This is a genomic window from Shewanella sp. SM21, assembly GCF_025654335.1.
In the GTDB taxonomy this organism is placed as follows: domain Bacteria; phylum Pseudomonadota; class Gammaproteobacteria; order Enterobacterales; family Shewanellaceae; genus Shewanella; species Shewanella oncorhynchi.
This window is the reverse complement of record NZ_JAKKRL010000023.1, coordinates 23,132-45,786: the sequence shown is the minus strand read 5'-3', so window position 1 is coordinate 45,786 and position 22,655 is coordinate 23,132. Positions and strand designations below refer to the sequence as shown.

The following is a 22,655-nucleotide window of genomic DNA, read 5'->3' as shown; positions in this document are numbered from 1 at the left end:
GCAAGAATAGGGGGAGGAGGATAGCGCGAATTGCAGACAATTCATACCGAAAAACGCGCATAGGCCACATGAAAAAGCCGATAGTCCTTATCGGATATCGGCTTTAAATCTACCACTGCCAATCGAGTTTAGCCTAGTAGTGTCGGCAAGTTTGAGTCAATTCTAAAGTTTTAGGTTGGTTTTTAGGAAACTGAGCATTTGTTCATAGTATTTCGCTCTATGCTCATCGTTATAAAAACCGTGGCCTTCATTGTCCATCACCAGTTTTTGGTAAGGATAATTGTGAGCTTTTAGGCCTTTTTCGAGGGATTCGAGTTGTTCAATTGGCGCTCGCTCATCTTCACCACCATGCACCAATAGTATGTTTGCTTTGAGTTTATCGACGTTTTCAGAAGGAGACATTGCTTTAAGTACCGCTTTATCTTGGCCAAGCACATCCTTGAGATAGCTAGTACCAGAACGGCTGTTGGCGACATCGCCTTCATTAAACATCAATTCAAGATCATATACGCCAGCTACACCTATGGCGCATTTAAACATATCTGGCGCAAGCACAGCGCTCTGCAAGGCGCTGTACCCACCAAAGCTACCACCAACGATACAGATGCGTTCCTTATCGGCAAAACCTTGGTCAATAACGTACTGGGTTGCGTCGATAATGTCATGCTGAATATCTGAGCCCCATTTTTGATAGCCAGCGCGTTCAAATTGATCGCCATATCCGCCTGAACCACGGAAGTTGACCTGTAGAACTGCTATGCCTTGGCTTGCTAGATATTGGTTTTGTGGGTCAAAGCCCCACCAGTCACGGATACCGTGTGGACCACCGTGTGGATTGACGACTAAGGGTAGGTTTTTAGCTTCTTTACCAAAGGGGAGCGTTAGATATCCATGGAGTTGTTTACCATCACGGCTGGTGAAAGTGATGGGTTTAACATCAGCCATTTGCTCTGGGTCGAGCCATTTTTTAGCGGCGGCTAGATATTCAAGTTTTAGTGTTTTCGTATCAAATATGTAGTAATCGCCAGGGTTTCGATCATTAAACGCAAGTACGACGAGTTTTGCTGCATCTCGGGTTTCGCTAACAATTCGTACTTGGTGACCGGGGAGAGCACCCAGCAGATCTTTTAGCAATTTAGCGTGCGAATCCTCATTATCGACAAAGGCATAACTTGGGTAACCATTTTCAAACTCGACGGCATAAAGTTGTTTATTGGTGCCGTTAATCCAAAAGTTGCTAGGGTCAACGTTTTCATCCTGAATGATTTCAGTTTTATCGCCCGTTTCGAGATTAATTTTGTAAACCCCTAAGGTTTCACCTTGGGATCGACCGGCGGCATAAATCGTATTTTTATCATCGGCAAAGGAGAGTGGTTTAAAATCAGCAAGACCTAGATTTAGTTTATCGGTATTTACCCAGTTACCGTCTTTGCGGTAGAACACTTTAGTAATGTTTTTATTGTCCTCACCGGCAACGAAGCGGACTTCACCTTGATGGTCTGTCATAAAACGGGCTCGGCCGATAGGTGAGCCTGTGATGCGTTTACGTGTGCCATTGAACAAGTCTACGCGATAGACATCTTGTGATAGTTCAAAGTCAAGATTGATCCTATCATTCCATGGAATAGCATTAACTAACATGTAGCGTTCATCATCTGGCAGAGGATCGAGGATAAACGCGCTCGCCCGCATAGGGGTATTTTTCTTGATATTTGAACCTGTTTGTTGCTCGCCACTCTCGAAGCCGAATAAATACGCTTTTCGTGAACCATCGGCATTTACCGCCATCAATTCACCGTAGTAGATAGGTGTGTCTTGCCAGCCTTTTAGGTATTCTTTTGCCAGTACCAGTCGCTCACTGTTGGCCCATTCATAGTCGCCGACTTGAGCATTATCGGGAAAACGTATCGCATTGAGGAGTTTTTTGGTTTGGGTATCTAAGACTAAGAGAACGTTTTTACCTTCGACACTTGTGATAGCGCTTAAGTATTTACCAGTAGGCGATATTTTTACATCCGAGTACTCATCACCTTTGCTGAATAACTGTGCTTGCGATAACGCATTCGCGTTGGAGCTATTGGCTGCAAAGGTGGATATTGGAAGTATTGGTAAGCAAAGTGTCGCCAACATGGCTAATCGGAAGAGTTTCATCTGACATCCTTGTAAAATCATTGTGTTTTTTGTTCTTAAAATGTTTTTCGAGGATAAAACAAAAGATGGGGCGAAACAAGGAAGGAATATCGAAAATAAAGGACGATAGTTACCGTCCTTTATGTTGAAAAATCATTAGCTTTGTAAAAGTTGGTGCTGGATAAAACGCCACTGTTCATCGAAGTGTGTCGTCGGTTTGAGTTTGAATTCACTTCGTACAAATTGAGCGATTCGGCCTTCGGCAAAGGCTAACAGTAAATTGGCTAATATGGCTTCGTCTAAGTTGAAGCCTTTACCTTCTCGCAGGGTTTTTTCCCGTAAAATTTGCTTTAACTGGGTTTCAATTTTGGCAAATAAGTTACCAATACGGCTTCGCAGGCGTTCATTTTCACCGAGTAGAGCATCACCGTTGAGAACGCGGGAAATTCCTGGGTTACGCTCGGCAAAGATCAGCAGCAGTTGCAGTACCAACTGGCAGCGCTTCATGGTGTCTTTTTCGTCATCCATGATTAAATTGATGCGCGACAATAACGACTCTTCGATAAATTCGATTAGGCCTTCGAACATCCGCGCTTTACTCGGGAAGTGGCGATACAGTGCGGCTTCCGATACACCGACTTCTGAGGCCAGTTTCGCTGTGGTGATCCTTTGTCCTGGGTTGGTTTCTAGCATCTGCGCTAGACATTGCAGAATGTGTTCACGACGATTAATTTTTGGGCTTACAGCCATTGCAGTATCCTTGGCTCAATAACGACTTAGGGGATTATTTAGTGCCTGAATGGCCAAATCCGCCTTCACCACGGTCTGAGCTGTCGAACTCATCAACGAGTTTGAATTGTGCTTGTACCACAGGAACAAACACCAGTTGCGCGAGACGATCGCCCATTTCTAAGGTGAATGGACTGTCACCACGATTCCAACAAGATACCATTAAGGGGCCTTGGTAATCTGAATCTATGAGTCCGACTAGATTCCCCAGTACGATACCGTGTTTATGGCCAAGGCCTGAGCGCGGTAAAATCACCGCTGCAAGTCCTGGGTCGGCCACATGAATGGCAATCCCCGTGGGAATGAGCACTGTTTCACCCGGTGCTATGGTTAAAGCCGTGTCTATCATGGCGCGAAGATCCATGCCTGCACTGCCTGCGGTGGCGTAAGCGGGCAAGGGAAATTCTGAGCCGATACGGGAGTCGAGAATTTTTAATTCAATCGGTGTTTTCATGTATTTGTTTTTTCTTTCACTATCAACGAAAGTAATTGCCGTGCCAACGTGAGTTTGTCAGTAGCAGGCAAATCTTGACTGCCGTGCGGCCAGAAAACACGCAGGGCATTAGCATCGGCATTAAAGCCTAGGCCAGCAATGGAAACGTCGTTTGCGGCGATCATGTTCAAGTTTTTACGTTTGAGCTTATCACGCGCATAGGCTTCTACATCATGGGTTTCGGCGGCAAATCCCACCACAAAAGGACGGTTAGGTAAGCTCGCAACCGTGGCTAAGATATCAGGATTCCTCACCAGCGCAAGTTGCATTTCTTCGGTCGATTTTTTGATCTTACAGGTAGCAATATCGCTAATGCGGTAGTCTGCAACGGCGGCGCAGCCAATAAAAATATCTTTTTTATCAACGTTATCCATAACAGCATCGAGCATATTTTGCGCCGATTCAACATCAATGCGTGTCACGCCTTCTGGGGTGCTTAGATTTACTGGGCCTGAGACTAAGGTGACTGTTGCCCCCATATCTGCCGCGGCTTTGGCCAGTGCAAAGCCCATTTTTCCAGAACTGTGATTTGAAATGTATCTGACGGGATCAATTGCTTCACGGGTTGGTCCGGCGGTAATCAGCACCGACTGTCCTGCGAGTGGCTTAAATTCAACGGCGTCAGGCGTGGCAAAAAATTGTGTAGCCAGTTCCGCTATGTCTAATGGCTCTAACATACGACCAGGACCCACTTCACCACAGGCCTGACTGCCACTGGCGGGTCCCCAAAGTGTAAAACCACGTGATGCTAGGCTAGTTAAATTAGCTTGAGTTGCCAGATTACGGTACATCTGTTGGTTCATTGCTGGACACAGGGCAATTGGCGCCTCAGTGGCAAGACACGTGGTGGTGATTAGCTCATCGGCCATGCCTGCATTAATCCGCGCCAATAGGTTTGCGGTTGCAGGGGCGATGATGACGAGATCTGCCCAACGAGCGAGTTCTATATGACCCATGGCTGCTTCTGCTGCGGGGTCGAGCAAGCTAGATGCCACTGGATGTCCAGACAACGCTTGCAGCGTCAGAGGCGTGATAAATTCCATCGCACTTTGGCTCATCACCACGCGCACATCAAAACCACGCTCTTTCAAGCGACGTACTAAATCAGCACTTTTATAGGCCGCAATACCGCCGCCAATGCCCAGCAGGACGTTTTTATTTGTCAGACTCACAGACATCATCCGAGATAGAAATAATGCCGGCAACAATATCACAAAGCGGTGAATTTTAGTGACTATCCCAGTTCAAAAAATCTCGTCCATACTCAGTAAAGTGAAAATATGTGAGATGACAGGGAGGTCGCATGGGGATTAAAGATTGGCCTGAGGGCGAAGGTCCCAGAGATAAACTGTTACAAAAAGGAGCTGCGCATCTCTCGGATGCTGAATTACTGGCAGTATTGCTGCGTAACGGTTTAGCTGGATTAAACGCGGTTGACCTTGCTAGGTCGCTTATTTGCGAGTTTGGCGGCCTCAGAAACCTGCTCTGTGCCCCAAGAAATCAGGTGTGTCGACTTCCGGGCGTAGGACCTGTAAAATACGCCCAGCTTCAAGCTGCGGCCGAATTAGCGCGGCGTGTAGCGCAGGAAAATCTGCAAAGAGGTCAGGTTTTGACAAATCCCGATTTAACTCGGGACTATTTAATGCGACAATTGGCCGATCGCTCCTATGAAGTGTTCGCAGTTTTACTGCTGGATAGCCAGCATAGAGTGATTCAATTTGTCGAATTATTCCGCGGCACAATAGACTCAGCCTCAGTATATCCACGTGAAGTGGTGAGCTTAGTGCTGGAGAAAAAGGCCGCAGCAGTTATAGTTTGTCATAATCATCCGTCTGGTATTGCCGAGCCCAGTCAGGCTGACCGACGAATAACTGAGCGATTAAAAAATGCGTTAGCAACCATAGACGTATCCTTGTTGGACCATATGGTTGTAGGTGATCGAGAGATAGTTTCTTTTGCAGAACGAGGCTGGATTAATTAATCTAACACTTGATCTTCACTCTGTGATCGTGTATAAAATGCGCCCTCTTTGTGCCTCGGGCGACGGCCATACGAGGCACATTAATGCTCGAGCGTTAAAATTGTTTTTGGAGAAGATTGACATGTCAAGAGTATGCCAAGTTACTGGCAAGAAGCCGATGGTTGGTAACAACCGTTCGCATGCAAAAAACGCGACCCGTCGTCGTTTTTTACCTAACCTACAAAACCACCGTTTTTGGTTAGAAGAAGAAAAGCGTTTCGTACAGTTACGTGTATCTACTAAAGGTATCCGTCTGATCGACAAAAAAGGTATCGAAGTTGTTGTTGCTGAACTTCGTGCCCGTGGCGAGAAGGTATAATAGATCATGGCTAAAGCTAAAGGTAATCGTGAGAAGATCAAATTAGTTTCTACAGCTAAGACTGGTCACTTCTACACAACTGAAAAAAACAAGCGTAACATGCCTGAAAAAATGGAAATCAAAAAATTTGATCCAGTTATTCGTCAGCACGTTATCTACAAAGAAGCCAAAATCAAGTAATCCTTGGTTAGTGTTTCGAGAAAAGCCCCTTATTTAAGGGGCTTTTTTTTGCATTTTTTTAGTGGCTAGTCATCAAGTTGAGATAATTGCCTCGCAAACTGATGCCGCTGAATCATCCCCTGTGAAGTTAAAAAAGTGTGAACACTTACTGAAAATATAAAATAGTGCAGTTCTAAGCACTTTAAATCATCAAATCTGCACTTTAGTGAGAATAAATTCTTTATATGTGAATTAAAATGCAATACCATACGCGAAAGTTAGCGATTCATTCCTGGTGTGTCATAGTGACGCTGCCAGCTCAAAAATGAGGTGTAAATAACGCGTGCGTACCACTGAACTGGTTGATGGATTTCGTCATTCTGCCCCCTATGTTAATGCCCACAGAGGTAAAACTTTTGTGGTCATGCTGGGTGGTGAAGCTTTGGCTCAAAATCAATTCCGCGCCATCTTAAATGATGTCGCCCTGCTGCACAGTTTAGGGATCAAAGTGGTGTTGGTATATGGCGCTAGGCCGCAGATTGATGCTGCATTAGCCGCCAACGGTATTGCGCCTGCCTACCACGACGGTGTGCGTATCACGGATGAAGATTCGCTCAAAGTGATTAAGCAAGTTGCGGGTGCACTGCAATTTGATATCACAGCGCGTTTATCCATGAGTTTAAGTAATACGCCGATGCAAGGTGCGCAAATTAACTTAGTGAGCGGCAACTTTGTGATTGCTCAACCACTGGGTGTGGATAATGGTGTGGACTTTTGTCTGAGTGGCAAAGTGCGTCGTATTGATGTGCAAGGCTTAAAACGTCAGTTAGATAATCACTGCATCGTATTGATGGGGCCGATTGCGGCTTCGGTTACTGGTGAAAGCTTTAATCTCACCGCCGAGGAAATCGCGACTCAAGTGGCAATTAAGCTCAAAGCCGACAAGATGATCGGCTTTAGCTCACAGAACGGTATTCTCGATCGTAATGGCGATGTGATTGCCGAGTTGATGCCAAATGATGCGCAAAACATCATGAACAAGCTGGCCGAGCAAGGGTCTGCTTGTGTTGGCACTATGGCGTTTCTCAAAGCCAGTATCGATGCTTGCCGCAATGGCGTACCGCGTTGTCATTTAGTTAGCTACCTCGAAGATGGCGCCTTGTTGCAGGAACTGTTTTCTCGCGAAGGGATAGGCACGCAAATCGTGACTGAGAGTGCCGAGCGTTTACGCTGTGCGTCGATCGCTGATATTGGCGGTGTACTGAACCTTATCCGTCCATTGGAGGAGCAAGGCATTCTGGTGCGTCGTAGCCGTGAGCAGCTTGAGATCGAAATCGAACAGTTCATGTTGATTGAACGCGATGGTTTAGTGATTGGTTGTGCTGCGCTCTATCCTTTTGAAGAGGACAATGCGGGTGAGTTTGCTTGTTTGGTGGTGCATCCTGATTATCGCGATGCCGATAGAGGGAGCTTACTGCTGAAGAACATTATCAATCAGGCCAGAAACCGTGGTTATTCACGATTGTTTGCATTGACAACTCGGAGCATTCACTGGTTCTTAGAGCATGGTTTTGTGATTGAAGATGTTGAAGCACTGCCGCAGAAGAAGAAGCAGTTGTATAACTATCAACGCCGCTCCAAAATTCTCGCGCTCGATCTTTAAGCCGTTCTAAATCAATCCAATCAATGTCAGCCTAGTACTCATATTAGCGCTGGCATTTTTATCGACATAATATGTCTTTGTTGGCAGATTAAGGCTTCACTGCACGGGAGATACTGCCAATGAGTCCTCAATTTTTTGAACTCGCCCCTTTAACCCAAACCTCTATCTTCAGTTTTATCGTCTTATTGCTCGGTTTAGCGGGTATCTTACTGATGTTATGGCTAAAAAATATGCCTAAGATAGCGAAGTCAGCGAGTTTAGGTATATTGCTGGTGATGATGGGCGGATTTTCTTGGGTCTTCTATCAATCGAATAGCGCCGAATTAGTGTTAACCGATACAGAGCTCACATTGGATGTTCCCTTCTATAAAGTGCAGTTATCCCGCGTGGATTTATTGCCCGCCGAGGCACGCATAGTCGATTTGCAACAAGAGGCAGATTTAACGCCGAGATTTAAAGCCAACGGTATAGGCATGCCAGGATTTCAATTGGGTTGGTTTAATCTACAAGGGAAAGGCAGGGCATTTTTGGCGATAACAGATAAATCGCAGTTAGTGTTAGTGCCAACGACTAAAGGCTACAGTTTATTACTGACAGTACCGCAAGGGAGTGAGTTTTTAGCACAGTTACAAAAGTAATCATCATATGTCATCACTTCTGCAACTGTGTATCGGCGTGATAATGCTTACGCCGTCTTGCGTTTATAGGCCATATCTAAGGTAAAGACGAGTAGCGCGCTCCAGATAAAGCCGAAGGTCACGCCTTTTTCGGCATCGAAGGGCTCATTGAACAGACTCACCGCGAGGATGAACATAATACTCGGGCCAATATATTGGAAAAAGCCGAGCATAGACAATGGAATACGTACCGCTGCCCCTGCAAAACACAGCAAAGGAATGGTAGTCACTATCCCAGCCGCCATTAACATCAGATTCAATTGCCAATCGTTAGTCAGCATGCTCGCCGTGGCAGTGTCTAAGGTTGCGACGAGATAAATCAGCGCTACCGGTAATAACACTGCGGTTTCGACCAATAATCCGGCCTTAGCATCCACATTGACCTTTTTTCGCAGCAGCGCATAGAAACCAAAGGTGCCCGCGAGTGCCAGTGAGACGATGGGAATTGAGCCAAAAGAGATTAACTGGATCAATACGCCAGCGCTGGCGAGTGAAACCGCAAACCATTGCAGTTTACGCAATCTTTCGCCTAGAAATAACATACCGAGTAAGACGTTGAGTAAAGGATTGATGAAGTAACCTAGGCTGGCATCGAGCATGTGATCGTTATTTACCGCCCAGATAAATAGTAGCCAGTTTCCCGCGATCAATATGGAAGTAATGGTGAGAACCATCAGCTGTTTAGGCTGTTTAAACAGTAAGCGTAAGCGTGAGAACCCGCCGATAAACTGCATAATCATCAGCATAAACACGAATGACCAAATCACCCGATGGAGCAAAATTTCGGTGGCGGAAACATGGTTGAGTAATTTGAAATATAAAGGCGCAAAACCCCACATACAGTAAGCACTGACGGCAAGTAGGATCCCTTTGCGGTATTCAAGATCTGGCATGAGACATCTTCGAAGAACAACAAGGTGGCGATTGTAGGTGTGTCTGACCGCTGACTCAAGGGCATCGCCGTGTTCTTTTCGTTACAGAATATCTCCGCAATAGATTGAATGGGCGATTAAAGTGAGTAACCATCCTGTTAATTAAGACGTTTACCTTAGTCAATTTTGAGCCCTAAGGCACTAATACACATCTAAATTTAACCACCTAACCCACCATATAAGTCCCTGTTCCAAAAGCGATATGCGTGCCTTGCTCATTATGTAGTTCCATGCGGCATACTGAAACTCGATTACCCGCACGAATGACGCTGCCCGTGCCCGTAAAGGTGAGGCCGCGTCCCGGCCGCAGATAATCGACGCGCATATCAATCGTCCCTAAAGTTTGGAGGCGTTGTTGTAATTCTTCAATCGTCCAATCTTCACGGCTTGCAACCAGTCCTGCAAATGCGGTGAGTCCGCCGACCACATCTAGTACTGTAGCTGTGACACCGCCGTGGAGGATCTGTTGATGGATATTGCCAATAAGTTCTGGTTTCATATTGATGACCACTTCGACACCGTCGACATCGTAGCGTTTAATATCGAGCCCGAGCAGATTATGAAAAGGGACATGTTGATCAAAGACTTCTGCCACTCGGCTTAATATCTCGGCTTGGATTGGGTTTGTCATGGTTTCTCATCCTTGTCACTGAGTGACGGTATTAGGCGTAATTGGATTTGTTATCAACACTTAGATTAACAAAGTGCGGCTTAGAGCAATTAATCTACAGTGAAGCGTGCGCAGAATGCAACTTAAGCTAGATTGAAGATAAATTGGCTATGGGCATTATGGTTAGTTGAGGGAGGGCGATCTTAGTCGATGACATTTATCCAGAATGGGTTTACGACAAGATGGCGCAAGACAGGAGCGGTTCAGTCCTTTAGAATAGGCCCCCTCACTTTTGACATAGAAGATCCATGGAAAAGCTCGTACTCGACACGCATGATGATCCGCTCTCGCAACGCCTCGCACAGGTGTTTGGTTACCGTGACTTTAGGGACGGTCAGCGGGAGGTGATAGAACGTGTCTGCGGCGGGCAAGATTGCTTAGTGATCATGCCAACGGGCGGCGGTAAGAGTCTGTGTTATCAGTTACCTGCCTTGATGATGAATGGCATCACTATTGTCGTCTCCCCATTGATTTCTTTGATGAAAGATCAAGTCGATAGCTTGTTGCAAACCGGTGTTGCTGCGGCTTATCTGAATTCCTCATTGCCGCGCGAGCAGAGTGCCGAAGTATTAAGGCAGCTACGCCACGGTGAGTTAAAACTGCTTTATGTGTCACCTGAACGTTTATTAACCGCTGATTTTATTGAGCGCATGCAGTCGCTCCAGCTCGCGATGTTTGCCATCGATGAGGCGCATTGTATCAGTCAGTGGGGTCATGATTTTCGCCCAGAATATGCGGCGCTCGGCCAGTTAAAGCAACTCTTCCCCTATGTGCCCATGATGGCGCTGACCGCAACAGCAGATCAGGCGACTCGGCAGAGTATTTGTGAGCGGCTCGGTATTGACCCATTCCGTTTACTTTCAAGTTTCGATCGGCCCAATATTCGCTATACAGTCGCCGAAAAGCTTAATGCAGCTAATCAGTTACGACATTTTTTAACGCAGCAGAATGGTACTAACGGCATTATTTATTGCAGCAGTCGTCGCCGTGTCGATGAAGTGGCTGACCGTTTATGCCTGCAAGGTTTTAATGCCAAGGCCTATCATGCGGGAATGACGCAGGAAGACCGTGGTGCAGTACAGGATAGTTTCCTTAAAGATCAAATTGATATTGTGGTTGCCACTGTGGCTTTCGGTATGGGGATTAATAAGTCTAATGTGCGCTTTGTAGTGCATTACGATATCCCGAAAAGTATCGAAGCCTATTATCAGGAAACGGGCCGAGCAGGACGTGATGGGCTCGATGCAGAAGCTTTTATGTTGTTCGATCCCGCCGATATTGGTCGGGTGCGACATTTGATTGAACAGTCCGAGCCAGGACCGCAGCAACAGGTCGAATTCCACAAACTTAATACTATGGCTGCCTTTGCTGAGGCGCAGACCTGTCGCCGCCAAGTGTTGCTGCATTACTTTGATGAGAGTGCATTAGAGCCCTGTGGTAACTGCGACATTTGCCTCGACCCGCCTAAGCGTTATAACGGCACCGAAGATGCGCAGAAGGTGCTGTCATGTATTTTCCGTTTAGGCCAGCGTTTTGGTATCAATCATTTAATTGAAGTGTTGCGCGGTTCGAAAGGCGCGCCGATAGTCGATCGAGGGCATGACAAACTCACGACTTGGGGGATTGGTAAAGACAAGAGCCATGAATATTGGTTGAGTGTGATCCGCCAACTCATTCATTTGGGACTGGCGAGTCAAGATGTGACTCGCGGTTCATCTATTACCCTAAACCCATCAGCACGACCTGTGCTCAAAGGGGAAGTGGCGCTAATGCTTGCTGAACCGCGTATTCAGTTAACAACCACAAAACGTAAGGCGAGTCAGTCTAAAGCACCGTTGAATTATGACCGTAAGTTGTTCGCACGGTTGAAGTTATTGCGTAGAACCATTGCCGAGCAGCAGGATGTGCCGCCGTATTTAGTCTTTAACGACGCTACCCTCGCAGAAATGGCAGCCATGATGCCAACGAGCGCGGGGGAAATGCTCGCCGTCAACGGGGTTGGCGAGCGTAAACTGAGTCGTTTCGGTGACGCTTTTCTCGATGAAATCGCGGCTTATTTAGCGGGAGAATAATAGTTTGGATTATTCTCATTGACTTTAACCTTGCCCAATTGATTGATACTGGCTCGCTTAATTAAAGACTCTAAGGTATCAAACTGTTGCATCGCCGCTATACCAATATTGACCTTACTTGAACCCTGCCAAGGCTGAATGCAAGCAACTAACTGACTAACGACTCTTTTAGCACCAGTTGCCGAGGTATGCGGCAGGATAATGACAATTTCATCCATCGAATATCGGATTAACTTATCTTGCTCCCGTAGTCTGTGTTGTAGCTCATCCTGTAAGAGAGGCAGGTCAACTTGACGGATCTGACTCGCATTAAACAATAATAAAGACAGTGGGTAATTACCTTGTTTGGCACTGTTTAATGCTGATGTGACTTGTTGGAGCAGCGTTTCAGCAGGTTCATTACCTTCAATATGTGGGGCACGATTATTCTGTTTATCAATCAAATACCAAATAGCTCCGCCCAATAATGCCATCGCGATTAAGAACAGTGTGCTATAGGCCCAATCGACATTTAGCTCTTGTAAGATTGAATCTTTTTCTGGTGCAGTGCTATTTGGCTCCTGCTGCAGATCTTGTTGATTTAGGCGGGCCTTAAATTGCAATATCCGAGCATTATTCATCGCTTGATTGGTGAGCTCGGCCGCTCGATAACGTTTGAGCAAGAAAGAATAGGCTTGTTTAAAATCCCCTTTTTCTAAGTAGTGATCGCTCATGATCCCGTAAAACCCTTTAAGATCTGAGTATTGTTTTAGGTTTTCAGCTTGCTCAATAGCGTGATTCATGAGGATTAAAGCGGCATCTTCTTGATGCTGAGCAAAACGAATTTGGGCGAGTAGGCGAGTTGAACGCATTGTCGCTAATTGTTGATTTTGTTTTTTAAACGTATTAATCGCGATAGAAAGATATTCTTCGGCATTATCGATGCGGCCTTTATCGAGCGCGATTGAGGCCAAAATGGCATAACTGTAGGCGAGTTCAAGTGGCGAACCGAGCTCAGGTAAAAGCGCTTTAGCTTGTTGTTCGAGTTTATCACTGTAATCAAACTCTTGATTATCAAGCGCTATCCGAGCTGCATTGCGTAAAATAAAGTGTAAAACTTTCCCTTTTGCATCGGCACTTTGTATACCTAAGTTGGTGTAATACATGGCTTGGGGGAAATCATGGGTGGCATAAAGTAAATTTCCCATCGCGGCATACACATAGGCCTGTGGTGGCCAAATCCAATTTTGGGTTTGAGCATGAATATCCGGATAAATATCAATCGCGAGGCGTAAATCTTCGATAGCAGAAGAGAAGTTGTCAGTGTCAGTATCGAGTTGGCCACGTAAGCGTAAAGCATCGACTAAGGCTTGTGGTTGCTGGTAACGTCGCGCGAGGTTAATGGCTGAATCAAGCAAGGGCAGCGCATTTTGAATATTGTTATAGCTAAGGTTGGCATCGGCTTGGCAAATCAAAAAGTAAGGTCGTACTTGATCTAGCTTAAGTTGTTTAGCGTTTGCTTCGCCTAATTGAGCGACGTTGATAGCGGCTTCATTTTCCCCTATTTGTAGTAGGTTTTGGCATTTCAACACACTTAATCTGAGTCGATTGATATCCGAGCTTGCACTGGTCGCAAATTGTTTTTCTAACGCTGTTATTTGAGTGAGTGCTTTACTGGGATATTGGTAGACGAGTTCAGTGAGTTCATCTAATTGGTCTATAGCACTGGCCCCAAAGGGAAACAGCCATAACAACAGGCTCAGTACCAAGACGCGAAAATCCATTTTGTGCTCCATATAAAATGCGTAAGTTCTAACATCCCTAATCACTAAGGCGGGATTATAACTTTTCTTAATCGTTTTTTGCATAAAAAACTATTTTTTTCTAAGGGGAATAAGTTAACACATCCCAGTGATTTCTGAATCCAAACAGCCGGTTAATTCTGTGGAATCGATCACTAATTTGGGGATGAAACTCACCGTTATTAGCCTTAAGACAGGTTGAATGAGTGGAACATGAAAAAATTAGGGTTGACACTATCGGCTAGGCAAGTTAAATATTAACCGTCCTCAATAATTCAAACAGAATAAATATACAGATTAAATGAATATTATTAGCCGCAAACTCGACCTCCTCCTTCTCTCTCTCGCGGTTTATACGCGGAGGTCTTAGTGTTGCACGCTCGATAAAGAGGCAAAGCATTCACAAACCCCGCACCGATGTTGCGGGGTTTTTTGTATCTGAATACGGCAAAAATTAACTAACGAACGGTGACGTTCCATGGAGAAGCGAGATGTCTAACCGAGTCATAATATTTGATACTACCTTGCGTGATGGTGAGCAGGCGTTAGCCGCAAGTTTGTCGGTCAAAGAAAAACTACAGATCGCTATGGCGCTGGAACGTCTGGGTGTGGATGTGATGGAAGTGGGTTTTCCGGTTTCTTCACCCGGTGATTTTGAGTCAGTGCAGACCATAGCGCGTACCATCAAAAATAGCCGTGTTTGTGCTTTATCCCGTGCACTTGAAAAGGACATAGATGCTGCGGCGCAGGCCTTGTCAGTTGCAGATCAATTCCGTATCCATACGTTTATCTCGACCTCAACGATTCACGTTGAGAGCAAGTTGAAGCGTTCTTTCGATCAAGTGTTAGAGATGGCGGTGGGCGCAGTGAAGTATGCCCGCCGTTTTACTGATGACGTGGAGTTTTCCTGTGAGGATGCGGGGCGTACGCCCATCGATAATCTATGTCGTATGGTAGAAGCCGCCATTCGCGCGGGCGCACGCACCATTAATATTCCCGATACGGTCGGTTACACAGTGCCAAGCGAGTTTGGCAATATCATTCAAACTTTGTTTAATCGGGTGCCGAATATCGACCAAGCGGTGATCTCAGTGCATTGCCACGATGACTTAGGTTTGTCTGTGGCTAACTCGATAACCGCAGTGCAACACGGTGCGCGTCAAATTGAATGTACGATCAATGGCATAGGTGAGCGTGCGGGTAACTGTTCGCTGGAAGAGATCGCGATGATTTTAGCGACGCGTAAGGGGATGTTAGGGTTAGAAACGGGCATTAATGCCAAAGAAATTCACCGTACTTCTAATTTAGTCAGCCAGTTATGCAATATGCCAGTGCAGGCGAACAAGGCGATTGTCGGTGCGAATGCCTTTACCCATTCGTCGGGCATCCATCAGGATGGCATGTTAAAAGCACAAAATACCTATGAAATCATGACGCCAGAAAGTATAGGTTTGAATCGCAATAACTTGAATATGACCTCTCGCTCGGGTCGCCATGTGATCAAGCATCGCATGGAAGAAATGGGCTATAGCGAGCACGATTACAATATGGATACTCTGTATGAAGAGTTTCTAAAATTGGCTGATAAAAAAGGCCAAGTATTTGATTATGATTTAGAAGCCTTAGCCTTTATGGAAGCGCAGGCCGAAGAAGACAATCACTATCAATTGCAGCAATTAGTGGTGCAGTCTGACTCAACTGAAGGCGTTGCTACGGCGACTGTGCGTATCGAAGTGGGCGGCGAAATTAAAACCGAAGCCGCAACGGGTAATGGTCCTGTTGATGCTGCCTATAACGCGATTGCCCGCGCAACTGATCGTCGAATCGATATCATCAGCTATAAGTTAGGTGCTAAGGGCGTAGGTCAAAATGCCTTAGGCCAAGTGGATATTACCGCGGTTTACCACGAGCAAAACTTTCACGGCGTAGGTTTGGCAACCGATGTGGTTGAAGCCTCGGCACGCGCTTTAGTGCATGTGATGAACTTAACGTGCCGCGCAGACAAGGTTGCCGATTACAAACAAAGCATGCAAAAAAATCGAGAGCTAGGCGGCGTTTAGTCGCTAAAAGCATCCAAAGAATAGCAAGGTCGAGCATAAAGCATTTACATTTAAAGGAGTTGGCTGGCGTATGAGTTATCAAATAGCAGTATTAGCAGGGGATGGGATCGGTCCTGAAGTGATGGCAGAGGCGCGTAAAGTGCTGCGTGAGGTTGAAGCGCGTTTCGATTTGAATATCGAATACACTGAATTCGATGTTGGCGGTATTGCCATCGATAACCACGGTAGTCCCTTACCCGATGCCACACTAAAGGGCTGTGAAGCGGCCGATGCGATCCTGTTTGGTTCGGTAGGCGGCCCTAAGTGGGAAAAGTTACCGCCAAATGAGCAACCTGAGCGCGGCGCGTTATTGCCACTGCGTGGTCACTTCGAACTGTTTTGTAATCTGCGCCCAGCTAAATTGCATGATGGCTTAGAACATATGTCACCGCTGCGTAGCGATATTTCCGCCCGTGGCTTTGATGTCTTATGTGTACGCGAGTTAACCGGCGGCATTTATTTTGGTAAGCCAAAGGGTCGTCAAGGCGAAGGCGAAAATGAAGAAGCCTTCGATACCATGCGTTATAGCCGCCGCGAAATTAGCCGTATCGCCCGCATCGCCTTCGAAGCCGCCCGTGGTCGCCGTAAAAAAGTGACCTCAGTGGATAAAGCCAACGTGCTCGCCTGTTCAGTGTTATGGCGCCAAGTGGTTGAAGAAGTGGCGGTAGATTTCCCCGATGTCGAGCTTGAACACATCTATATCGATAACGCGACCATGCAGCTGCTGCGTCGCCCCGATGAGTTCGATGTTATGTTATGTTCTAACCTGTTCGGTGACATTTTATCCGACGAAATCGCCATGTTAACGGGCTCTATGGGCTTGTTGTCATCGGCGAGCATGAACAGCACTGGCTTTGGTTTATTCGAACCTGCGGGTGGCAGTGCGCCAGATATCGCGGGTAAAGGCATTGCAAACCCTATCGCCCAAATCCTGTCGGCGGCATTAATGCTGCGCCACAGCCTAAAGCAAGAAGAAGCCGCCTGTGCGATTGAGCGCGCCGTCAGCAAAGCATTAAATTCTGGCTATTTAACCGGTGAACTATTGAGCGCAGACAAGCGTAGCCAAGCTAAATCCACTCGCGAGATGGGTGACTTTATCGCCAATGCTATAAAGGAAGGTGTGTAATGACGACTGTGCCAAAAAACGTGGGTGCAAAGACGTTGTATCAAAAAGTATGGGATGCACATATTGTTGCCTCTCCCGAGGGCGAAGCGCCGATCATTTATGTCGACAGACATTTAGTCCATGAAGTGACTTCTCCGCAAGCATTCAGTGGCTTAAAAGTGGCGGGCCGCAAACTGCGTGCACCGGAAAAAACCTTTGCCACTATGGATCACAATACTTCGACCCGTAGCGCCAGCTTAGATGCCTTAAGCCCGATGGCGCGCACTCAGGTGGAAACCCTAGCGCAAAACTGTAAAGACTTTGGCGTGCGTTTATACGACATTCACCATCCTAATCAAGGGATTGTGCATGTAATGGGCCCTGAATTGGGTATTACCTTGCCGGGCACTGTGATTGTCTGTGGTGATTCCCATACCGCGACCCATGGCGCCTTTGGGGCATTGGCGTTTGGCATTGGTACGTCCGAGGTTGAGCACGTTTTAGCAACCCAAACCTTGCGTCAACTAAAAGCTAAGACCATGAAGATTGAAGTGCGTGGTCATGTCACCGATGGCGTGACCGCCAAAGATATCGTACTCGCTATTATTGGCAAAATCGGCATGGATGGTGGCACGGGTTATGTGGTGGAGTTCTGCGGTGAGGCGATTGAAGCCCTGTCGATGGAAGGCCGCATGACAGTGTGCAACATGGCGATTGAGATGGGCGCTAAGGCGGGCATGGTCGCGCCGGATCAAACCACTTTCGACTATTTAGCAGGCCGCGAGTTTGCACCCAAGGGCGAAGATTGGACTGAGGCTGTCGCTTATTGGCAAGCCATAAAAACCGATGATGGCGCCGTGTTTGATGCGACTGTGGTACTCGATGCCGCCGATATTGCACCACAATTGACTTGGGGTACAAACCCCGGCCAAGTCGTAGCGATCGATGGAAAAGTGCCAAATCCTATTGATGAAGCCAACCCAAGCACCCGTGCCAGCATGGAAAAGGCCTTAGAATACATTGGCCTGAGTGCGGGCACGCCTATGACAGACATCAGTATCAACAAGGTATTTATCGGTTCTTGTACTAACTCAAGGATTGAAGATTTACGCAGCGCCGCCGTACATGCCAAAGGTCGTAAAGTCGCGAATGGCGTCACCGCGATTGTCGTACCCGGTTCTGGTCAAGTGAAAGCGCAAGCCGAAGCCGAAGGCTTAGATAAAATCTTTATCGAAGCGGGGTTTGAGTGGCGTTTACCGGGTTGTTCTATGTGTTTAGCGATGAACGATGACAGATTAGAAGCGGGTGATCGCTGCGCTTCGACCAGTAATCGTAACTTCGAAGGCCGCCAAGGCCGTGGCAGTCGCACCCATTTGGTGAGCCCTGCAATGGCCGCCGCCGCTGCGGTGGCTGGGCATTTTGTCGATATTCGTAAACCTTACTAATTACCGTAAACCCAAGAGGAGAAGTTAATGCAACCTTTTACGACCCATACCGGGATTGCGGGCATGATAGACAGCACCAATATCGATACGGATCAGATCATTCCGAAACAGTTTTTGTCTAAGGTGACGCGCGATGGTTTTGGCGTGCACTTATTTCATGACTGGCGTTATTTAGATGATGCGGGCGATGTGCCTAATCCTGAGTTTTCATTGAACCAGCCTCGTTATAAAGGCGCTTCAATTCTTTTGTCGCAGGAAAACTTTGGTTGTGGTTCAAGCCGCGAGCATGCGCCTTGGGCGCTGGCAGACTTTGGTTTGCGCGCCATTATAGCGCCGAGTTTTGCCGATATTTTTTACGGCAACTCAATCAATAATGGCCTATTGCCTGTGGCGTTAACCCATGCGCAGGTGCGTCAGTTGATGGACGAAGTGGCGGCAGAAGAAGGCGCGCAAATCACGGTTGATCTCACAAGCTGTAAAGTGATTGCACCGTCAGGTGCTGAGTTTAGTTTTACGCTGGCAGAGTCGGCGAGACATAAGTTACTCAATGGGTTAGATGCTATTGGGTTGACCTTGTCCCATGCTGCGCAAATCAGTCAGTACGAAACTCAAATCCAAGGTTGGCGCCGCTAAACTTTCAGCGCACATTTGTACTCGTGTTGAGTCTATAATTAAGCGCCTAAGTTAATACCTAGGCGTTTTTGTTTTGAATCTCAATACACTCTTAATTTAATTTATTGTATTTTAAGACATAAATTTTTATTGTCGTTTTGATACTAGAAAATTTCATTCTCTGCAGTGATTTATGCTGAATTTGTCGAGTTTAAATGATTTACAGGTGTTCCAAAGTTTTAATTTTTTATCTTGTTGTTTAATATTGGTATTTGTTGGGTTCTTAATTTAAATCTCACGACTGTCGTGAATGATTTTTGAGTGTTTAATGGTTGGCTTTTGTTTGAATGGTGATGTATGTCACTAAATCTGTTTTAAAGTCGCATTTCTTTAGAGTTTCTGTCTGTTTTATCTCCTTCGGTTGCAAACATCTTCTGCATAAGTAAACTGCTGCGCATTCAATATGGAGTGTTTGCTCTATTTTGCCTGAACGCCGCAGTACTCATCTAAGTAGTACAGATAACAATAATATGATTAGAGAATAACAATGCAAAAACGTCTTCTGACTTTGGCTGTCACTGCAGCCTTGTTAAGTTCAACGACTCAACTCCATGCCGCGGGTTTTCAACTTGCGGAATACTCTGCTACAGGTTTAGGTCGCGCCTTTGCGGGTGAAGCCGCTATGGCGGATAACGCTTCGGCTCAAGGTCGAAATCCTGCAATGCTGACTTATTTAGAAGGACGTCAGTTGTCCGCGGGTGGCATTTACGTTATGCCAAACGTCGATGTGACAGGTGATGTCAGCCTTAGCTCACCGTTAATTGGTCCTAATCCTGTTGTTATGAAAGGTGGCGATGCACTGGATGTGGCCGATGACGCACTCGTGCCAAATTTTTATTATTCAAATCAGCTAAATGATCAATGGACTTGGGGCCTAGCGGTAAACTCTAATTATGGTCTAGCCACTGAATTACCCGCTACTCACGCAGCGGCTATTTTTGGTAATAAGACTTCGGTTACGACCGTTGAATTTAATCCAAACATCGCTTATCGCATCAATGATGCTGTCAGCGTAGGTGCTGGTGTACGGATCGTTTATGGTGAAGGCGAAATTGGTGCCTCATTACCAGGTTGGGTTGATGGTATCAAACCTGCTCTGCCGGCTCCTGTGCAGGCTATGTTACCTCCAGGTGGCACTGAGCTGAAAAGCATGAAGGGTGATGATGTGGGTTACGGCTGGCAGTTAGGTGCAAGCTGGCAAATTAATCCTGCTCACCGTTTAGGTTTTGCTTATCACAGCGGCGTGCAACTGGACTTAGATGGCCATGCGTCTGGTGTTCTGTACACTGGCGGCCAAGATGTGTCCATTGAAGGTTATTTACCGCTTGAATTGCCCGCTTTTGCAGAGATAGCTTCCCATCACCAATTGACCGATAACTGGGCCATGCATGCGAGTGTGAACTGGACCGATTGGAGTGTATTCGATCAACTAGTGGCTTATTTCCCTGGTGAAGTTAAGCCTAAGGGCGGCTTAGAGTCTGATTTAGTTAAAGAAGAGCACTTCGAAGATAACTGGCGCTTCGCGCTAGGGACGACTTATCAAGTGAATAACGACTGGTTAGTGCGTGCCGGTGTTGCTTTAGATAAAACGGCGGCAAATGACGAGTGGCGCACAACCACAATTCCAGACTCTGACCGTCTGTGGTTCTCTGTGGGCGCAGGTTATCAGGCAACTAAGAACCTGAACGTTGATTTTGCTGTGACTTATATTAAAGCGACTGGCGATGCGCCAATCAACGAACAGCAAAACCTATTGAACCTCGCGACTGTTAACTTTAACGGCGAAGCAAGCGGCGATGTATGGCTTGCGGGTATCCAAATGAGCTACAAGATGTAAGTTCAGTATGTTAAAAAAAGCCCTGAATCTTCAGGGCTTTTTTATGGCTATAGCATGGTGGCGTTATCTTGTTTTACGGCTTGCTTGCTGGTCACGGCGGTAAATTCCGAATATATTCACTGCATAAGTCGGTGGATCATGTTAATTCTCGCCAGCATAAAAAGGCGGCGGAGAGTTCAGATAGGATAGTAGCGTGCAGAAAAAATACGTGGTGGCCTTAGATCAAGGTACGACCAGCTCAAGGGCGATAGTGTTCGATCACGACGCAAACATTGTCAGCGTGTCCCAGCGGGAATTTACCCAGTTGTACCCTAATCCGGGTTGGGTCGAGCATGATCCCATGGAGATTTGGGCAAGCCAAAGTTCAGTGTTAATTGAAGTATTGGCGCGTGCGGGTATTCACAGCGATGAAGTGGCCGCCATTGGCATTACCAATCAGCGGGAAACCACTGTTATATGGGAGAAGGCCACAGGTAAACCTATTTATAACGCGATAGTGTGGCAGTGCCGTCGCAGCGCTGAGATTTGTGAGCAACTCAAAGCTCAAGGGTTAGAAGAATATGTGCGTGAGAATACTGGTTTATTACTAGACCCTTATTTTTCAGGCACTAAGATCAAGTGGATTCTAGATAATGTGCCCAATGCCCGTGAGCAAGCCGAGCGTGGTGAGTTGTTGTTCGGCACTATTGATACTTGGCTCGTGTGGAAGTTAACCGAGGGCAAGGTGCATGTCACCGATCCAACCAATGCTGCCCGCACTTTGCTATTCAATATCCATAGCCTGACTTGGGATAATAAGTTACTCGAAGCCTTAGATATTCCCTTGTCTATGTTGCCTGACGTTAAACCCTCCTGCAGCGTGTATGGTACGACACGGATTGCTGGCGAAGGCAGTGAAATCCAAGTTGCAGGAATGGCGGGCGATCAACAGGCTGCGCTTTTTGGTCAGCTATGTGTCGAGCCCGGCATGGCGAAGAATACTTACGGTACTGGTTGTTTTTTGTTGATGAATACAGGGACAAAAGCGGTGCGCTCAAACCATGGCTTATTGACTACAGTTGCCGTGGGGCCTAAGGGTGAAGTGAACTATGCCCTCGAAGGTTCAGTCTTTATGGGCGGCGCGACCATTCAATGGTTGCGAGATGAACTGGGGCTTATTCGTGATGCCAGTGATACTGAGTACTTTGCCTCTAAGGTCGCCGATACTAATGGCGTGTATCTGGTGCCCGCTTTTGTGGGACTCGGTGCGCCCTATTGGGATCCCAATGCCCGTGGTGCGCTATTTGGTCTGACACGCGGGGCGAATCGTAATCATATTATTCGGGCGGCGTTGGAGTCTATTGCTTACCAGAGTAAAGATTTACTTGATGCCATGACCAAAGACAGTGGCGTTAGCCTTAAGCGTTTAAAGGTGGATGGCGGCGCGGTCGCTAATGATTTTTTGATGCAATTTCAAGCCGACATTACCGATGTGGAAGTGTTAAGGCCAAGCGTTTGTGAGACAACCGCTTTAGGTGCGGCATTTTTAGCTGGGTTGGCAGTGGGCTTTTGGGAGAGTGTGATAGAGCTTGAGCACAAAGCCTGCATCGATAAGCATTTTATCCCTAATATCGATGCCCAGACTCGAGTACAGCTATACGCAGGTTGGCAGGACGCGGTGGCCAGAACTCGAACTTAAACAATACGTCTTGAGGCGGCATTGGTTTGAGATCAAACTTAATTTGAGGTATCGCATGATTCGAAATCTGGTCTGATTTCAGACATGCTCGATAGTGCTGCTAAAAAGAGGCTA

19 protein-coding genes are annotated in these 22,655 nt (G+C 46.6%); 12 read left to right on the top strand and 7 right to left on the bottom strand.

Annotation, left to right across the window (positions count from 1 at the left end; genetic code table 11):
• Nucleotides 1-162: 162 nt before the first annotated feature.
• The 4 genes from L5L94_RS21210 to coaBC all read right to left on the bottom strand — a co-directional run bounded on the left by L5L94_RS21210 (nt 163) and on the right by coaBC (nt 4,593).
• On the bottom strand, nt 163-2,151 hold the full coding sequence (locus L5L94_RS21210; protein ID WP_263164975.1) for an alpha/beta hydrolase family protein: 1,989 nt from the start codon (nt 2,149-2,151) through the stop codon (nt 163-165).
• 135 nt (nt 2,152-2,286) lie between these two features.
• Nucleotides 2,287-2,880 (bottom strand): nucleoid occlusion factor SlmA, encoded by a 594-nt coding sequence (gene slmA, locus L5L94_RS21205; RefSeq protein WP_113941097.1) that lies wholly within the window; start codon nt 2,878-2,880, stop codon nt 2,287-2,289.
• Nucleotides 2,881-2,914: 34 nt separating this feature from the next.
• A complete protein-coding gene (dut, locus tag L5L94_RS21200) occupies nt 2,915-3,373 on the bottom strand; it encodes a dUTP diphosphatase (RefSeq protein WP_105251173.1) in 459 nt (152 codons plus the stop codon).
• Nucleotides 3,370-4,593 (bottom strand): bifunctional phosphopantothenoylcysteine decarboxylase/phosphopantothenate--cysteine ligase CoaBC, encoded by a 1,224-nt coding sequence (gene coaBC, locus L5L94_RS21195; RefSeq protein ID WP_173497931.1) that lies wholly within the window; start codon nt 4,591-4,593, stop codon nt 3,370-3,372. The genes dut and coaBC overlap by 4 nt, the downstream gene beginning before the upstream one ends.
• Nucleotides 4,594-4,715: 122 nt before the next feature.
• Here coaBC and radC point away from each other — a divergent pair, with 122 nt between their 5' ends.
• From radC to L5L94_RS21170, 5 genes are all read left to right on the top strand, one after another.
• Nucleotides 4,716-5,393 (top strand): RadC family protein, encoded by a 678-nt coding sequence (gene radC, locus L5L94_RS21190; RefSeq protein WP_113941095.1) that lies wholly within the window; start codon nt 4,716-4,718, stop codon nt 5,391-5,393.
• Between the two features lie 121 nt (nt 5,394-5,514).
• Nucleotides 5,515-5,751: a 50S ribosomal protein L28 gene (rpmB, locus tag L5L94_RS21185; RefSeq protein ID WP_006079870.1), complete on the top strand. Its 237-nt coding sequence runs from the start codon at nt 5,515-5,517 to the stop codon at nt 5,749-5,751.
• 6 nt (nt 5,752-5,757) lie between these two features.
• Entirely contained in the window at nt 5,758-5,931 is a 174-nt protein-coding gene (gene rpmG, locus L5L94_RS21180; RefSeq protein ID WP_006079871.1) for a 50S ribosomal protein L33, read from the top strand.
• Between the two features lie 322 nt (nt 5,932-6,253).
• Nucleotides 6,254-7,573, top strand: coding sequence for an amino-acid N-acetyltransferase (gene argA / locus L5L94_RS21175; RefSeq protein ID WP_105251176.1), 1,320 nt, complete (start codon nt 6,254-6,256; stop codon nt 7,571-7,573).
• 119 nt (nt 7,574-7,692) lie between these two features.
• On the top strand, nt 7,693-8,211 hold the full coding sequence (locus L5L94_RS21170; RefSeq protein ID WP_263164973.1) for a PH domain-containing protein: 519 nt from the start codon (nt 7,693-7,695) through the stop codon (nt 8,209-8,211).
• A 47-nt stretch (nt 8,212-8,258) separates the two neighbouring features.
• Here L5L94_RS21170 and rarD read toward each other — a convergent pair whose 3' ends face one another.
• Both rarD and L5L94_RS21160 read right to left on the bottom strand, forming a co-directional pair.
• A complete protein-coding gene (rarD, locus tag L5L94_RS21165; RefSeq protein ID WP_263164971.1) occupies nt 8,259-9,143 on the bottom strand; it encodes an EamA family transporter RarD in 885 nt (294 codons plus the stop codon).
• A gap of 205 nt (nt 9,144-9,348) precedes the next feature.
• Complete coding sequence (locus L5L94_RS21160) at nt 9,349-9,813, bottom strand: thioesterase family protein (RefSeq protein ID WP_131525639.1); 465 nt, start codon at nt 9,811-9,813, stop codon at nt 9,349-9,351.
• A 287-nt stretch (nt 9,814-10,100) separates the two neighbouring features.
• Here L5L94_RS21160 and recQ point away from each other — a divergent pair, with 287 nt between their 5' ends.
• Nucleotides 10,101-11,924 (top strand): DNA helicase RecQ, encoded by a 1,824-nt coding sequence (recQ, locus tag L5L94_RS21155; protein WP_263164969.1) that lies wholly within the window; start codon nt 10,101-10,103, stop codon nt 11,922-11,924.
• Here recQ and L5L94_RS21150 read toward each other — a convergent pair.
• Nucleotides 11,906-13,687 carry a diguanylate cyclase domain-containing protein gene (locus L5L94_RS21150; protein ID WP_212601183.1) on the bottom strand — a complete coding sequence of 594 codons (1,782 nt, stop codon included), beginning with the start codon at nt 13,685-13,687 and terminating at the stop codon, nt 11,906-11,908. The genes recQ and L5L94_RS21150 overlap by 19 nt on opposite strands.
• Nucleotides 13,688-14,196: 509 nt before the next feature.
• On the opposite strand from L5L94_RS21150, the gene leuA reads away from it, so the two are divergent.
• From leuA to glpK, 6 genes are all read left to right on the top strand, one after another.
• Entirely contained in the window at nt 14,197-15,765 is a 1,569-nt protein-coding gene (gene leuA / locus L5L94_RS21145) for a 2-isopropylmalate synthase (protein ID WP_113941087.1), read from the top strand.
• 70 nt (nt 15,766-15,835) lie between these two features.
• The gene (gene leuB, locus L5L94_RS21140) at nt 15,836-16,930 is read left to right on the top strand and encodes a 3-isopropylmalate dehydrogenase (RefSeq protein ID WP_173247358.1); all 1,095 of its coding nucleotides are present in this window, start codon (nt 15,836-15,838) and stop codon (nt 16,928-16,930) included.
• Nucleotides 16,930-18,354: a 3-isopropylmalate dehydratase large subunit gene (gene leuC, locus L5L94_RS21135; RefSeq protein WP_263164966.1), complete on the top strand. Its 1,425-nt coding sequence runs from the start codon at nt 16,930-16,932 to the stop codon at nt 18,352-18,354. The genes leuB and leuC overlap by 1 nt, the downstream gene beginning before the upstream one ends.
• Before the next feature lie 27 nt (nt 18,355-18,381).
• A complete protein-coding gene (leuD, locus tag L5L94_RS21130; protein WP_263164965.1) occupies nt 18,382-18,987 on the top strand; it encodes a 3-isopropylmalate dehydratase small subunit in 606 nt (201 codons plus the stop codon).
• Nucleotides 18,988-19,513: 526 nt separating this feature from the next.
• Nucleotides 19,514-20,863, top strand: a complete 1,350-nt coding sequence (locus tag L5L94_RS21125; protein ID WP_263164963.1) for an outer membrane protein transport protein — start codon at nt 19,514-19,516, stop codon at nt 20,861-20,863.
• Nucleotides 20,864-21,056: 193 nt separating this feature from the next.
• The gene (gene glpK / locus L5L94_RS21120) at nt 21,057-22,541 is read left to right on the top strand and encodes a glycerol kinase GlpK (RefSeq protein WP_131525719.1); all 1,485 of its coding nucleotides are present in this window, start codon (nt 21,057-21,059) and stop codon (nt 22,539-22,541) included.
• Nucleotides 22,542-22,655: the final 114 nt, after the last annotated feature.

Bases quoted from the DNA above. Each gene is read 5' to 3' on its own strand.
- L5L94_RS21210 (WP_263164975.1), bottom strand. From the start codon at position 2,151: ATGAAACTCTTCCGATTAGCCATGTTGGCGACACTTTGCTTACCAATA.
- slmA (WP_113941097.1), bottom strand. From the start codon at position 2,880: ATGGCTGTAAGCCCAAAAATTAATCGTCGTGAACACATTCTGCAATGT.
- dut (WP_105251173.1), bottom strand. From the start codon at position 3,373: ATGAAAACACCGATTGAATTAAAAATTCTCGACTCCCGTATCGGCTCA.
- coaBC (WP_173497931.1), bottom strand. From the start codon at position 4,593: ATGATGTCTGTGAGTCTGACAAATAAAAACGTCCTGCTGGGCATTGGC.
- radC (WP_113941095.1), top strand. From the start codon at position 4,716: ATGGGGATTAAAGATTGGCCTGAGGGCGAAGGTCCCAGAGATAAACTG.
- rpmB (WP_006079870.1), top strand. From the start codon at position 5,515: ATGTCAAGAGTATGCCAAGTTACTGGCAAGAAGCCGATGGTTGGTAAC.
- rpmG (WP_006079871.1), top strand. From the start codon at position 5,758: ATGGCTAAAGCTAAAGGTAATCGTGAGAAGATCAAATTAGTTTCTACA.
- L5L94_RS21170 (WP_263164973.1), top strand. From the start codon at position 7,693: ATGAGTCCTCAATTTTTTGAACTCGCCCCTTTAACCCAAACCTCTATC.
- rarD (WP_263164971.1), bottom strand. From the start codon at position 9,143: ATGCCAGATCTTGAATACCGCAAAGGGATCCTACTTGCCGTCAGTGCT.
- L5L94_RS21160 (WP_131525639.1), bottom strand. From the start codon at position 9,813: ATGACAAACCCAATCCAAGCCGAGATATTAAGCCGAGTGGCAGAAGTC.
- recQ (WP_263164969.1), top strand. From the start codon at position 10,101: ATGGAAAAGCTCGTACTCGACACGCATGATGATCCGCTCTCGCAACGC.
- L5L94_RS21150 (WP_212601183.1), bottom strand. From the start codon at position 13,687: ATGGATTTTCGCGTCTTGGTACTGAGCCTGTTGTTATGGCTGTTTCCC.
- leuA (WP_113941087.1), top strand. From the start codon at position 14,197: ATGTCTAACCGAGTCATAATATTTGATACTACCTTGCGTGATGGTGAG.
- leuB (WP_173247358.1), top strand. From the start codon at position 15,836: ATGAGTTATCAAATAGCAGTATTAGCAGGGGATGGGATCGGTCCTGAA.
- leuC (WP_263164966.1), top strand. From the start codon at position 16,930: ATGACGACTGTGCCAAAAAACGTGGGTGCAAAGACGTTGTATCAAAAA.
- leuD (WP_263164965.1), top strand. From the start codon at position 18,382: ATGCAACCTTTTACGACCCATACCGGGATTGCGGGCATGATAGACAGC.
- L5L94_RS21125 (WP_263164963.1), top strand. From the start codon at position 19,514: ATGCAAAAACGTCTTCTGACTTTGGCTGTCACTGCAGCCTTGTTAAGT.